This is a genomic window from Enterococcus sp. AZ088 (genome assembly GCF_051714845.1).
In the GTDB taxonomy this organism is placed as follows: domain Bacteria; phylum Bacillota; class Bacilli; order Lactobacillales; family Enterococcaceae; genus Enterococcus; species Enterococcus faecalis.
On the sequence record NZ_JBIOSQ010000001.1, the window covers coordinates 69,766 to 84,053 of the forward strand.

Here is a 14,288-nt window from a genome sequence, read left to right on the forward strand (position 1 = left end):
TTATTTGGGAGAGTGGCATATTTCAGCTGTTGTAGGTATACTGTGTTTGTAATCGCTTTTAAATTGGAGGGATCAATGTTGAATAAAGAAATCAAAGGGGCATTAATTGTTTCTTGCCAAGCGTTGGCAGACGAACCGTTGCATAGCTCTTTTATCATGTCCAAGATGGCTTTGGCCGCTAAACAAGGAGGGGCTAAAGGCATTCGAGCAAATTCTGTGGTAGACATTCGAGCAATCCGGAAAGAGGTAGATTTACCAATCATTGGGATTATTAAACGAGATTATCCTGACGCAGAAGTATATATTACCGCAACTATGCGTGAGGTAGATGAATTAATGGCTGTTCAGCCAGAAATTATCGCTCTCGATGCAACCCATTCGAAACGACCAAATGGCGAAACGTTAGCCACATTTTTCAAAAGAATAAAAGAAAAGTATCCTAACCAAGAATGGATGGCAGATTGTTCCACGCTGGAAGAGATGATTGAAGCGGCGGAGTTAGGCTTTGATTATATTGGCACAACGTTAGTCGGCTATACGCCGCAAAGTGAAAATCAGCGGATTGAACAAAATGATTTTGAACTGTTAAGAGAAGCAAAGAAGCATTTTACTACACCAATCATTGCAGAAGGAATGATTGATACGCCAGCAAAAGTCCAACGTGTTCTGGAGCTAGGTGCTTATAGCGTGGTGGTGGGATCTGTTATTACACGACCGCAAAAAATTACTGAAAAATTTGTGGAAGCTACGAAAATAAAACAGAATCAAGCATAAACTAAATACACTATCGATACACTTGTTATTTTTTGATCAATACACTTCAATACGGTCGCTTTTTTTCTAGAGAAAGTGGAATCTTTCAATAATGAAAAGGGATACACTCCGTTTGGCATAGTCCTTGCTGATAATAAATCAGTGTATAAAGCGCTATCATTTTTATAGGAGGGGTTTTATGAAGGGTTTATCAAAAAAGAAACGGGTGTCTACTTGGTTAGCGTTAGGAATCACCGTAGTCAGCTGTTTTGCGTTAAGCGGGGAAGTGCAAGCAAGTGTTGAAAGAACAAAAGTTGATGAATTTGCGAATGTTTTAGATGTGAGTGCATCACCAACCGAACGGACGAATGGCGTATACGATACCAATTATTTTAATAATTTTTCTGATTTAGGTGCATGGCATGGCTACTATTTACCTGAAAAAAGCAATAAAGAGCTACTGGGTGGTTTTGCGGGGCCATTGATTATTGCGGAAGAATATCCAGTAAACTTGGCGGCAAGTTTAAACAAATTAACGGTCAAAAATAAAAAAACGGGAGAAACCTATGATTTAAGCCAAAGCAACCGCATGGACCTGTCTTATTATCCTGGGCGCCTAGAGCAAACCTATGAATTAGACGATGTAACGATTCATTTAGCTTTAATTTTTGTCAGCAATCGAACGGCGCTTATCCAAACGACACTTGAAAACACTGGTGAAGATCCCTTGTCACTTGAAGCAAGCTGGACAGGTGCGGTCTTTGACAAAATTCAAGAGGGAACGGAAACCTTAGATATTGGTACTCGTTTAACTGCTAAAGACAATGACATTCAAGTGAATTTTGGTGAAGTCAGAGAAACGTGGAATTATTTTGCTACGAAAGACACAAAATATACGATTCATCATGCGGATAAAGTTTCAACAAAAATTGATAATCGGAATTATACAGCGACCGCTGAACCAATTGAATTGAAGCCTAAACAAACGTACAACACCTATACGACAGAAAGCTATACTTTTACAAAAGAGGAAGAGGCAAAGGAACAACAACAAGCACCCGAATATACCAAAAATGCGGCGCGCTATTTCAAAGAGAATAAGCAAAGATGGCAAGGATATCTAGATAAAACGTTTGATCAAAAGAAAACAGCAGAATTTCCTGAATATCAAAATGCGCTAGTCAAATCGATTGAAACGATTAATACCAATTGGCGAAGTGCGGCAGGTGCCTTTAAGCATGACGGGATTGTTCCGTCCATGTCTTATAAATGGTTTATTGGTATGTGGGCTTGGGATTCGTGGAAAGCGGATGTAGCAACGGCTGATTTTAATCCCGAGTTAGCTAAAAATAATATGCGGGCCTTGTTTGATTATCAAATTCAAAAAGATGATACCGTACGTCCACAAGATGCAGGAGCGATCATTGATGCTGTCTTTTACAATCAAGACAGTGCGCGTGGTGGTGAAGGTGGCAACTGGAATGAACGAAATTCTAAACCACCATTGGCTGCATGGGCAGTTTGGCATATTTATCAAGAAACCAAAGATAAGGAATTTTTAAAAGAAATGTATCCCAAACTTGTGGCTTATCATAATTGGTGGTATACCAACAGAGACCACAATAAAAATGGGATAGCAGAATATGGAAGCATGGTCAGTGATGCTCACTGGCAAAAAGACGACAAGGATCAAATCATTAAAGATAAAAATGGCCAACCTAAAGTGGATGATGATGCTGTTATTGAAGCAGCTGCGTGGGAAAGTGGCATGGATAACGCTACACGGTTTGACAAAGAAGGTGTGGGCAAAGGCGACGTTGGAGTTAAAGTTTTTGAAAACAAAAATAAAGGAAAAGTAGTGGGGTATTCGATTAATCAAGAATCAGTGGATTTGAATGCGTATCTCTACGCTGAAAAGGGCTATTTAGCTTCGATAGCAGAAGAACTAGGCAAAAAAGAGGACTATAAGAACTATCAAAAAGAAGCGAAGAAACTAAAAAAATATATTCAAGAAAATATGTTTGATGAAAAAACGGGCTTCTTCTATGACTTACAAATAAATGAAGACGGCTCGAAAACAAAATTGTTAGTCAATCGTGGCAAAGGAACAGAAGGCTGGTTGCCGCTCTGGGCAAAAGTAGCGACCAAAGAACAGGCGGCGGCAGTTAAGAAAAACATGATGAATCAAGAAATGTTCAATACCTTTATGCCATTCCCAACAGCATCCAAAGACAATGAAAAATTTACTGCAACGAAATATTGGCGGGGACCAGTTTGGCTTGATCAAGCTTTGTTTGGTGTAGAAGCTCTTCAAAACTATGACTATACAAAAGAAGCAAAAGAAATGACACAAAAACTCTTCTTACATGCTGAAGGATTGATGGGAGAAGGCCCTATCCATGAAAATTATGATCCACTGACAGGGAAGGGCCTAAGTACGAAAAACTTTAGTTGGTCAGCGGCAGCGTACTATTTACTGTATAAAAACACCTTATTAAGTAATAACCCCACAACGCAAACCGCTTTTGAAATAAAATAGAAAAACAGCTCTTGAGAAAATATCTCTCAAGAGCTATTTTTTTTCTTCACTTGCTACAACCTGTTTCCCTCTGATTTAATTAAATGTAATTTATTTGTTTAAATAAATATATTTCATTTAATTAAATAAAATATCTAAAAATAAACGATATGTACTTTTATTAAAAATGTTATTTAATAAAAATGAAATAGATATTCAATGGAATTGGTTGTACAATGGTTAGTGAAGAGTGGGTTTAACGGAATAGTGTAATAAGGAATAAGCTGATATCAAAACCAAACATATGCAAAACCTCCTTCTATGTTAGCTATGTTGACTTCTATTATAGAACATTTCTTTTGGTTTTTTCAAGGGAAGTTAAGTATATAAGTTTTTATGGTTATCAAAATATTACAATATTATAATCGTAAAAATAATATAAACAAATATTTCAAAAGAATTATTAATGGTTATGCCAGTTTTTTTAAGCTATATAGACATTTTTTGGATTTTTATGTTAATAAAAAAATAATACTTAATATTAATTTTGTTATAGGAGGAGGATATTATGGATGTACTAGGTGCTCTAAAATATTTTAGAAAAAAGAAAAAAATTGCTCAGAAAGATGTTTTGCCAAAAAAGGGGAAACAAACCTATCGAAGAATCGAAATTGGTGAAGCCAAGCTAAGTTACGAGGATTTAATGACGGCGTTACAGTCATTGGGGATTACTTTTAATGAATTTTTTTTTATGGTATCTGATACGAGAATCATGGCTTCTTCAGAAGTCAAACATCAAATTGAATGTTGTCAAATGGGGTTGAACAATACAAGTGAAAAAAAGAATCTGATTCATTATTTTTATCAATTAGAGCGCAATCCTCATAAAAATGCGTTGGAAATGTCTATTTACACGGATATTAAATTAACGTTTAGTAATGATTGGGAGGAAATTCCAGAATTTGATGAAACCGATCGAATGGTAATTCTCGCGCTTATCTCTAGCAAAAGCTACTATACATACTATGATTATCAAATGGTGACTAATCCTGCCGCCTTGTTTTCTGAAAGTGAAGTCCTTCAGATTCTTGAGCAGATGTTTCCTGTCAAAGATGCTGAATTACGTGATACCCAAACACTAAATGTTGCCTATGGTTTTTACCTGAATATCATTACTGGGGAACTTTATAAGAAAAATTATGCGAAAGCTCGGGAATATTTAGCGCTAGTGAGTGTTACCACGATTCCTGCTGAAATTTACTATATTCATTTTAACTTACGTTACTTAAAAAACCTTACGTATTATCTGTACACTGGCAAAATGAGATACTATAAAGAAGTAATCGCCGTTATTGATATGATTGAAAGTTTTGGCGATGTACGTTTGGCGGAAGGCATGAAAAAAGAAATGCTTCAGCTGACGGCTGGCCGGACATTTAATTTAGAAAAAGGTCAGTTTCCATTGAATATTGTTACTGAAAAATAAAAAGCACCCCCCGCAAGGTCAAACTTGCGGGGGTACTGATGTTAAACAATAATGTTATCTCTAATCATATCTAAATCTTTAATCAAAATTTTGCGGTTACGTAGTTCAATTGCCCCTAACTCTTTTAGTTGCTGCATCATCCGGTTAACGCTACTAGCAGAAGTTATCCCGCAAAAATGCGCAATTTCTTCATTGGTCACCACGAAATCAATTAAAATACCTTCCTCTGTTTCTACGCCAAATGAATCGTACATTTCATAGATTTGTGTACAAACGGCCCCAAATTTGCCATTCATCAACATTTGCTGCATCTTTTTCATGGAATGCATTAAACGGTCCCGATAGTATTCTTTGACATACATTTGCAAGTCTTTACTATTATTGATATCCCGCCAAAATTGAACACGGTCGATTTGGTAAAGTTCTGCTTGTGGAGATTCGATGCGAATATTAAAAGGTGCATCAATAAATTCTGAATATTCATCACGTAGCAATGAAACAATTTCCAAATTGTTGATATAACGTAAATTAAATTCACGACCGTCTTTGGAAATAACGCTAGTTTTGATGATGCCACTTTTTAAAATATAGGCATAACGATCTTGCAGTCCTTCATAAGTTAAATAATTTTTCTTCTTTTTTACAACGACTCGAAAGGAATGTTCATCTAAGTAGTCTTGTAAAACATTTCTCATTGGCGGTAACTCCTCAATTATCTCTAAATATTTTTGTTTTTGCCTGTTGGGCTTCTTTCTTATTTAAGCGAATTGGACATCATATGTCAATAACAAATGTTGATAAAAAAGGTCAATTAAACGCTATTTTGAAAAATAAAATCAACTTTTAGATAATTTTGCCAAAAATTTCGCTTAATGAGTATTAAAAATATTTTTTTTATTTTATGTGCTCAAATATTTTTCAAAAAGAAAAAATTGTATTAAGGTAATAGTAGAAAGGGAGGAGATTTAATGACAGAACCAAACTTAAAAGACCCAAGAAAGTTATTTTATAGTGATGGATTTCCGCAACAAGATCAAGAAACTCCCGCATTACAGGACAAAATGGTCCCTAAACCAGATTGTGGGGAAGACAGCTATGTCGGAAATCACAAATTAGAAAATCGTCGGGTATTAATTACAGGCGGTGATTCTGGGATTGGACGAGCTGCGGCGATTGCTTTTGCTCGCGAAGGCGCAGATATCGCCTTACATTTTTTCCCAGGTGAAGAAAAAGACGCCGAAGAAGTGGCGCACTATATACGAGAAGCTGGCCGAAAAGTCATTCTTTTGCCAGCAGATTTAAGAGATAAACAGGCACCTGAAGAATTGGTTGCACAAGCTCGTGAAGCATTAGGCGGCTTGGATACCCTTGTTTTAAATGCTGCCCAACAAATTTCCTGTGCCGCTATTGAAGAATTACCAATGGAACAAGTGATAGACACTTTCCATGTCAATATTATTGCGATGTTTGGCATTGTCAAAGCAGCAGTGCCTCACTTGCCTGCCGGAAGTAGTATTGTGACAACGACTTCCGTCCAAGCCTTTAATCCCAGTGAGCATTTGTTGGATTATGCAGCAACGAAGGCATCAATTGCCAACTTTACCGTTGGTTTAGCAAAACAACTGGCACCAAAAGGCATTCGGGTAAATGGCGTGGCTCCAGGACCAATCTGGACACCGTTACAGTTAGATCATGGACAACCAATTGAAGAGTTGCCAGAATTTGGGCAACATTCTTTACTGGAACGTGCGGGTCAGCCTGCTGAATTAGCCCCTGTTTATGTTTTCTTGGCGTCCAATGATGCAAGTTATGTTACGGCTCAAGTTTATGGCGTAACTGGTGGAGAAGCAATTAATCTTTAGGAGGGATGTTCCGTGAATAAAGTTGTTAAAATACTTTTGCTTCTAGGTTCACTGATTTTAATGGCATTATTTGGCGCGGTGGCCATTACCACTTGGTCAGCCGATACAGCTTGGCAACCACCAGATAATGTCCAATGGTTCTTGCAAGACAACGAGTACGCACGTCAAGCAATTTTTTGGGTAGCGCTGGTTTTACTAGGAATTATGCTCTTTCTATTTTTATTCATTCTTTTATTCCCAAGAAGAAAAGGCACGTTTGAATTAAAAGAAGAGCAAGGAAAGTTAGTGTTACACCGTAAAGCCATCGAAGGATTTGTACGCTCTAGCTTGCAAGACAGTGACTTTCTGGAAGCACCAACCATTCGTGTAAAGGCGACAAAACGGCGCATTAAGGTCAATGTCAAAGGCACACTGAAACGAACGGCAGATTTAATTGGACAAACAGAAGCTTGGTCAAAAACAATGGAAGAACGGCTTGCTCGTTTGGTGGGGACTGGTCACAAGATTACGATTGATGTTCATTTTGAAGATATTCAATCAATGAAACGACCACAACAACAGCAAACACAAGCACGTGTGGAGTAGGAGGGATGTACAATGGTTGAATGGATAAAACAATATGCCGTTCCGTTAATTGGTGGCCTAGTCGGCTTGGTTTTTGCAATCTTGTTTCTGTCAATCGGCTTCTTTAAAACATTGTTAGTAGTACTCCTGACAGGACTAGGTATTTGGCTAGGTTTGTATTTGGAACAGACAGGCATTGTCAAAAATTATTTTCATCATAAATAGGAGGTTTTGGCTATGGAAAATGCAAATGTATCGATTGTTAAAGGTGAGTTGACGTTTGAGGATAAAGTAATCCAAAAAATTATTGGCATTGCTTTGGAAGAAGTCGACGGTTTGTTAACTGTGGACGGTGGTTTTTTCTCGAATTTACGAGATAAAATGATTAACAGTGAAGATGTTACAACAGGCATTCACACCGAGGTCGGCAAAAAACAAGTCGTAGTGGATATGGACATTGTAGCCGAATATGGGAAAGATATCGAGACCATTTATGATCAAATGAAAGAGGTTATTACTCGTGAAGTCCAACAAATGACTCACTTGGAAGTAATCGAAGTCAATGTCAACGTAGTAGATATCAAAACACAAGCAGAGTACCAAGAAGAAAGTGAAACAGTCCAAGATAAACTTGGCAACGCCGCTGAAGCGACAGGTAGTTTTATGTCAAAACAAACCAATAAAGCCAAACATGCGGTAACTAAAGGCAAGACAAAAGTCAAAGAAAACACGGCACCTCGTGTTCAATAATTGGTTATTATTTTATTAAAAATAAAGCAATAATAGAAGAAACTAGGAGGAATGAACCATGAGTAACGAAAAATTCAATAATGTACCAAAACCAGCAGGAAACGGACCACACACACCAGAAGATCATGCAATCAAAGGTGAATTAACATTTGAAGATAAAGTCGTTCAAAAAATTATCGGTTTAGCCTTAGAAAATGTCGATGGTCTATTAACAGTCGATGGCGGCTTTTTCTCAAATATTGCTGAAAAATTAGTAAACACAGATAACGTCACAGCTGGTATTGATACCGAAGTTGGTAAAAAACAAGTCGCTGTTGATATGGATATCGTGGTAGAATACGGCAAAGATATTCAAGACATTTACGAAAAAATGAAAGAATTAATCAGCCGTGAAGTGAAAAAAATGACCCACTTAGATGTGATTGAAGTGAATGTTAACGTAGTTGATATCAAATCAAAAGAAGAATACGAAGAAGATAGCGAAACGGTTCAAGATAAAGTCACAGGCGCTGCCAAAAGTACCGGTGAATTTGCTTCTGAACAAACAGAAAAAGCAAAAAAAGCTGTGAATAAAGGAACAGAACAAGTCAAAGAAAATATGGAACCACGTGTAGAATAAACGGTTAAAGGGAGGAAACAATCATGGGCTTTATTTGGGCATTAATTGTCGGCGGGGTCATTGGGGCAATCGCTGGAGCAATTACTAAAAAAGGATCATCAATGGGCATTATTGCCAATATCATTGCAGGGTTAGTTGGTTCAACAATTGGTCAAGCCATTTTAGGCACATGGGGACCAAGCTTAGCTGGGATGGCTATTGTGCCATCGATTATCGGGGCAGTGATTTTAGTTGCCATCGTTTCATGGATTTTAGGACGAAAATAGAGAAAGTTTAAAAAAATAGGGCATAAGTCGTTTCGGCTTATGTCCTATTTTTCTTTTTCTATGTATGAGGAAGTTTCGTATGAAAAGTAAATTTTGAGCAAGTAGCCAAGAGCTTATTTTAATTAAAATCATTAGTCATTTTGGCTTTTCAACAAAAATCAACAACATTTGTTGAAGTTATTTGTAGATAACGTTTATCATTCACAAATTTACATTTTTTTGTAACGGATATCTCGTATAGTAATAACTGCAAATGAATTTCAGAAAATTTTTTGATAAGTCATCAAAGTGAGGGGATAGCGGTCTTTTATTGAAAAATAGCAACACAAAATAAACAGAACAAAAGAGAGAGGAATCCAAAGAATTATGACAGAACAAACACCAACAAAGCTTTTGAATAAAGGCTTTATCAGTATTACAGTGATTAATTTCATTGTCTATCTTGTTTATTATTTATTAATGGTTATTATTGCGGTGATTGCGCAAGATAGCTTACACGCTACTTTAGGTCAAGCGGGTTTGGCCTCAGGAATTTACATCATCGGGACATTGCTTGCACGACTTTTCATGGGGAAACTCCTTGAACTGATTGGGCGCAAACAAGTCTTACGTTATGGGGCTTTGTTTTATCTTTTAACGACTGTTGCGTATATGTATATGCCAAGTATGGGCATTCTTTATCTGGTCCGTTTTTTAAATGGGTTTGGTTACGGAACCGTTTCGACAGCGACCAACGCAATTGTTACCGCCTATATCCCTAAAAACAAAAAAGGGGAAGGGATCAATTATTATGGTTTGAGTACTAGTTTGGCAGCCGGCATTGGGCCATTTATTGGGATGTTATTGTTAAATGTTTCCAACTTCCATGTCATTATTAACTTTTCAATTATTTTAATTTTGTTAACAACCATTGCTTGCTTCATTTTCCCAGTGAAAAATATTGAGTTAACACCTGAACATCGTGAAGCTTTATCTAAATGGAATTTTGATAGTTTTGTTGAAAAGAAAGTTTTATTTATTACATTTATCGCCTTTTTAATGGGGCTTGCTTATTCAAGTGTCTTATCTTTCTTATCTTCTTATGTCAAAGTAATCGATTTAGTTGACGTCAGCACCTTCTTCTTTATCGTCTATGCGGTCGTGATTACCTTAACACGTCCATCGACAGGTCGGATTTTCGATGTCAAAGGGGAACGCTACGTCATGTATCCGAGCTACATTTTCTTAACACTAGGCTTGTTCTTATTAAGTATGACTACGTCTGGTTGGATGTTATTAGTTTCAGGTGGGTTAATTGGCTTAGGTTATGGGACTTTCATGTCAAATGGCCAAGCGGTTTGTCTTCAAGAAAGCCCAAGTCCTCACCGTATCGGGATTGCTTTATCGACTTATTTCATTGGTTTAGACCTTGGATTAGGGGTTGGTCCGTACGTTTTAGGTGAATTACGTAACTTTATGTCATTCCAACAAATGTACTTCTTAGCAGGCTGTATCCCAATCGTTTGTACCATTTTATATATGGTCTTCCACAAAGCTAAAAATGATGCCAAAGATTTGTCTCTTGAAACGATTGAAGAGATTGAACACGGCTCAGAACTATAAATGGACAAGGAGTGATTTCAATGCCTAACGATGAACGGATTTTAAACGTTTTACAACAAACACTAACGGAAATTCAACGCATGAACACGCGTTTAGCTAAAATTGAAACAGAGTTAGCCGATGTCGATCAACATCACGCGACTTTGGATCATTACTTGCAAGAGCTAGAATTGGTGACAGAAAATAACAACGTCATGTAAAGTGAGTAGTTAGTAAATGAACGTTCCACGCTTTGTTATCACTGGAGTGGAACATTGAAAAATTTTCGTAACGTCAAAAGGTAGCAGTTTTTCTGCTACCTTTTGACGTTTTTTGTAATTTAAGGGAAATAAGCAAGAAGAGCGTGGGACAAAAATCACTTTGGATTTTTGCTCCATGCTCAAAAACTGATAAACGGCGGGAACAGAAGCGACTCCTTCGGAAATAAGCCGAAATTCTCCAAAAATTAAAGAACAATTTTCGGAAATTCCTTCTTATTTCTCGGAGCTAAACACTTCTGTCCCGACCTCCTCTTGCTTATTTTTATCACTTAAAATGTTTCACGTGAAAACTTTTAAAAGTGGCGTGGACTTTGTTTGGTGACAATTTGTGTATTTAAGTTTTCTAAGCTCTGCGCTAGTTCACCAATGCTAGCGGAAAAGTCAACATAATAAGTAGGAATCGTTGATTTGACACTAATTTCTGAAAAGATATTTGTAATAATTACATCGAAAGGCTTTTCTGGTGAAGCGACAAAAATTAATTTTTTATCCACGGCTTTACTTAGCTTTTCATAAAGGGTATCTAAAATTAAGTTACTTTGGTTGGTCCGTACTAAGACACGAATCGGTGGTAAAGATTTCGTTTTCAGTGTACAGAAAAGAATGAACAAGCAGTCAACTAACAATTTTTCATTGCCCATCAATGTTGGAAGCATTTCAATTGTAAGTCGCTTCACATCTTTGTAGAGACTCGGATTTTTTTGAAGTGCTTCTTTTAAAAAGCTTTCTTGCACAAATGGATTGGCAATCGTAACAAAGGTCTTAAAAAAGACACTTAAATTTTGGATAGAAGTATATAGATAAAGGTACTCGTGAAATGTCAATTTAATTTGATAAAAAGACGTCAGTTGATAAATGATCTCTTTAATGGGTGAGCCTAATAGCTGGACCATATGCATCCGTGCTGCTGGAATTTCCAAGACCTCTTGTGTGGCGTAGCTGACACTAATCGTTAATAAGAAAAAGGCAAAAAGCCCTTCTTTTTGTATAAATTTTGTTGGAACTTGGTGTAAAGCTTCTTCTTTAAAAAATAATTCAAATTCACTCAGATTAACAAAGGGATTAACAATCGCTTCTTCCTCTACGAAAGTTTCTTTGATAAAAAAGCCCTCTTTCCAACGCGCTAAAATCACCGCAGAAAAAATCAAGTCTTTTGTAAAATCTTGTGTTGTATTGAAAGAAACAGAGTGTTTTAAACGTCGAAAGAGACTATGGACTTCTTTTTTAGTAATCGTGTGCAACGGCCAATCCCCTTCAGAGTAATTGTTCCAAAAAAGCATCATAAAGAAAATCCGGATATCTTTTTCTTTGCCCACCAACACATTGGTACGTTTTAAATTGATTTCAATCTGATATTTTTGGAGCCATTGGTTTAATTGTCCAATTTTTCGCGTAAAGGTTGATGAAGAAATTTCTAGGACTTTTTCAAAATGTTTGCTATCAATTGCATTATGGTTAAAGGCATAGGTCAGCACTTGATACGCGAAACTTTTTTTGACAAAGTAGGGCATCAAAAACGACAGTTGGAAATAGGGTGCAAACCAAAATGTGATTTCTTTAGCAGTTGCTGATAAAGAAAATAAGTTCTCCCAGCCGTTTTTTTCAATTTCTGTTTGGAGCAAAGCTACAGATTGTAGAATGGTATTTTGTTGCATTTTTAATTGAGTGGCTAAAGTAGAAATCGCCAATGTTTGCTCTTCTGCTTCACGACGTTCGAGTAATTCTTCTAAAAGAGCAAAACTTTTACGATAAGGTACATCAAGTAATCCTGTTAACATCCGATTCCCTCCAAACTGTTTTCCCCACGTAATTTGGCAAAATAAATTTTGCGGACGACTTGTTTTAAGTTATGGTATTCGTCTAAATAAGGAACGGGATGCCAATAAAAGGTTTTACTGGCGTGAAAAAGCGGATTATTTTTGTCAGTAATGACTAAGTCAGGCACTTCTTGAATATGATTAACAAATTTCAAAGGAACATCGCAATAATTATTGATTTCCTTCGCTAACCAATTTTCTTGTATCTGATTAATAGATGAATGAAGTAAAATTTTAACAGGAATTTGTTTATTTAATAAAACGCTCCGAATAATTAGAAAAATGGTTTCTTTAAATAACGCATCTAGTGGATGTTGTTTGTCAAAAGGCAAACGCTTTAAGAAATAGTTGGTTGTTCGTGAAACATTTGGGTATTGTTTTTCATACAAAGAGACATTAGCAACCTCATAGCTCAATTCCTCTTCCACAGGGAAATGAATCAGTCGTTCACTGGCATTGGATAAATTAACCAACAAAAAGACTACTTCTATTGCGCTTAAATCCAACTGTAATTGCGTACATTTTTCAAAAATCCAGGTGACATGGGGACTTTCATCCATGCCCATAATCGCTAAGTTGGCAAAGTTGACTGTTTCTATTTGTTCAAGTGAATACATCGTTAATGTACTGAAAAAATCATAGTAGAAACGAATTTCAGCCCGCCATGTGTCGGGTTCTTTTTGTTCATTAATAAAACAATCATTCACTAATAATTGAAATTCTGAATAAGGAAAGGCTAAATTGATCGTAGCAATTTCAGGATAATCGCTGATTGTAAAATCAGATTGGTAACGGAGTAAACCTATGGACATAATTAATTTTAATTTGCGTAAATCGGTATATGTAAAGTAAGGATAACGGTTTTTGATGATTTCAATAAAATTCTGCAATTGCGCTTGATTGGTTTTAGATAAAAAAGGAACGAGAGAAGTTCCTGAAATGAAAAATAAGGAGTAAAAGAAACTACGAAAATCTTTCTCTTTGCCACAAATTTTTTCTCGCCTTTTTAAATTTAAATAACAATTAAATCTAGCTAGATAATTGTTTAAACGGTCACTGACTTGTTTGAAAATAGAAAAGTTAATGAAATGCTCTTCACAAAAATCTTTGGCTGAAGTATAGCGTTTTAAAAGTAAATCTAAGGCTAACATATAAGTTAATGACCCGCGAACTACGGCTTCTTTCATTAACTCAATCGGGATATTTTCATCGGCGACTAATTCTATGGACTGTTGATTATTAATAATGCGAATATGTACATTTTCATGTGTATTGACTCGAGAAATTAATAAAGTTAATTGATTCAATAAATTGTTGATATTGTAATGGGAAAATTCATATTTTCGCCGGAGTACTTGCATGGGGACTTTTTCTTTACTGTCATACAAGTATTCAATTAGGGAAAGTAACTGAATTTCCTGTTTGGTTAATAAGTTATGCATAATAACCACCTTTCTAATTGGTTACGCTTGTTTGATTTTTCAGATAATACAGATAAAACATTCTTTTCTAAGCGACATTGACAATTGCCAGTGAAAGAACTAGTTGTTCTTATGCTACTGTATCTATTCTTAAAAATCAAGAAGAACTAAATGTGTTAAATAGAAGAAAATGCGGATAAAAAATGATAGAGCAAAAAATTATTAAGAAAAACAAATGGTTTATATAAAACATTTAAATAACAAAAATGATAATTTGAGTCTATTGATTTTTTAGCTTAAATAGCTTATACAAATAGGCTTTTTTGTCTGGTTAGTTCTTATGAAAAAAAATTAAAAAAACGGTATAGTG

The 14,288-nt window shown here is 36.1% G+C and carries 14 protein-coding genes; 11 read left to right on the forward strand and 3 right to left on the reverse strand.

Annotated features, from left to right (window positions below; translation table 11 throughout):
• The first annotated feature begins 75 nt into the window (after positions 1-75).
• From IGL17_RS00300 to IGL17_RS00310, 3 genes are all read left to right on the forward strand, one after another.
• Positions 76-774, forward strand: a complete 699-nt coding sequence (locus IGL17_RS00300; protein ID WP_002370615.1) for an N-acetylmannosamine-6-phosphate 2-epimerase — start codon at positions 76-78, stop codon at positions 772-774.
• A 178-nt stretch (positions 775-952) separates the two neighbouring features.
• Entirely contained in the window at positions 953-3,292 is a 2,340-nt protein-coding gene (gene ygjK / locus IGL17_RS00305; RefSeq protein ID WP_016618538.1) for an alpha-glucosidase, read from the forward strand.
• A 547-nt stretch (positions 3,293-3,839) separates the two neighbouring features.
• Entirely contained in the window at positions 3,840-4,757 is a 918-nt protein-coding gene (locus IGL17_RS00310) for a helix-turn-helix domain-containing protein (protein ID WP_016618539.1), read from the forward strand.
• A 41-nt stretch (positions 4,758-4,798) separates the two neighbouring features.
• On the opposite strand, the gene IGL17_RS00315 is transcribed toward IGL17_RS00310, so the two are convergent.
• Positions 4,799-5,452: a Crp/Fnr family transcriptional regulator gene (locus IGL17_RS00315; protein ID WP_002356081.1), complete on the reverse strand. Its 654-nt coding sequence runs from the start codon at positions 5,450-5,452 to the stop codon at positions 4,799-4,801.
• A 273-nt stretch (positions 5,453-5,725) separates the two neighbouring features.
• Here IGL17_RS00315 and IGL17_RS00320 point away from each other — a divergent pair, with 273 nt between their 5' ends.
• The 8 genes from IGL17_RS00320 to IGL17_RS00355 all read left to right on the forward strand — a co-directional run bounded on the left by IGL17_RS00320 (position 5,726) and on the right by IGL17_RS00355 (position 10,620).
• Positions 5,726-6,619 carry an SDR family oxidoreductase gene (locus IGL17_RS00320; protein WP_010775474.1) on the forward strand — a complete coding sequence of 298 codons (894 nt, stop codon included), beginning with the start codon at positions 5,726-5,728 and terminating at the stop codon, positions 6,617-6,619.
• 12 nt (positions 6,620-6,631) lie between these two features.
• Complete coding sequence (gene amaP / locus IGL17_RS00325; RefSeq protein WP_002381343.1) at positions 6,632-7,204, forward strand: alkaline shock response membrane anchor protein AmaP; 573 nt, start codon at positions 6,632-6,634, stop codon at positions 7,202-7,204.
• A gap of 12 nt (positions 7,205-7,216) precedes the next feature.
• The gene (locus IGL17_RS00330) at positions 7,217-7,408 is read left to right on the forward strand and encodes a DUF2273 domain-containing protein (RefSeq protein WP_002356087.1); all 192 of its coding nucleotides are present in this window, start codon (positions 7,217-7,219) and stop codon (positions 7,406-7,408) included.
• Between the two features lie 12 nt (positions 7,409-7,420).
• Positions 7,421-7,933 carry an Asp23/Gls24 family envelope stress response protein gene (locus tag IGL17_RS00335; protein ID WP_016618541.1) on the forward strand — a complete coding sequence of 171 codons (513 nt, stop codon included), beginning with the start codon at positions 7,421-7,423 and terminating at the stop codon, positions 7,931-7,933.
• Positions 7,934-7,991: 58 nt separating this feature from the next.
• The gene (locus IGL17_RS00340; protein ID WP_002356090.1) at positions 7,992-8,552 is read left to right on the forward strand and encodes an Asp23/Gls24 family envelope stress response protein; all 561 of its coding nucleotides are present in this window, start codon (positions 7,992-7,994) and stop codon (positions 8,550-8,552) included.
• Positions 8,553-8,575: 23 nt separating this feature from the next.
• Positions 8,576-8,818 (forward strand): GlsB/YeaQ/YmgE family stress response membrane protein, encoded by a 243-nt coding sequence (locus IGL17_RS00345; RefSeq protein ID WP_002356092.1) that lies wholly within the window; start codon positions 8,576-8,578, stop codon positions 8,816-8,818.
• 366 nt (positions 8,819-9,184) lie between these two features.
• A complete protein-coding gene (locus tag IGL17_RS00350) occupies positions 9,185-10,420 on the forward strand; it encodes an MFS transporter (protein ID WP_002356101.1) in 1,236 nt (411 codons plus the stop codon).
• 20 nt (positions 10,421-10,440) lie between these two features.
• The gene (locus tag IGL17_RS00355; protein ID WP_002381345.1) at positions 10,441-10,620 is read left to right on the forward strand and encodes a hypothetical protein; all 180 of its coding nucleotides are present in this window, start codon (positions 10,441-10,443) and stop codon (positions 10,618-10,620) included.
• Between the two features lie 353 nt (positions 10,621-10,973).
• Here IGL17_RS00355 and IGL17_RS00360 read toward each other — a convergent pair whose 3' ends face one another.
• Both IGL17_RS00360 and IGL17_RS00365 read right to left on the reverse strand, forming a co-directional pair.
• A complete protein-coding gene (locus IGL17_RS00360) occupies positions 10,974-12,458 on the reverse strand; it encodes a helix-turn-helix domain-containing protein (RefSeq protein WP_016618543.1) in 1,485 nt (494 codons plus the stop codon).
• On the reverse strand, positions 12,452-13,939 hold the full coding sequence (locus IGL17_RS00365; protein ID WP_010775476.1) for a helix-turn-helix domain-containing protein: 1,488 nt from the start codon (positions 13,937-13,939) through the stop codon (positions 12,452-12,454). Before IGL17_RS00365 ends, IGL17_RS00360 begins: the two co-directional genes overlap by 7 nt.
• Positions 13,940-14,288 lie beyond the last annotated feature (349 nt).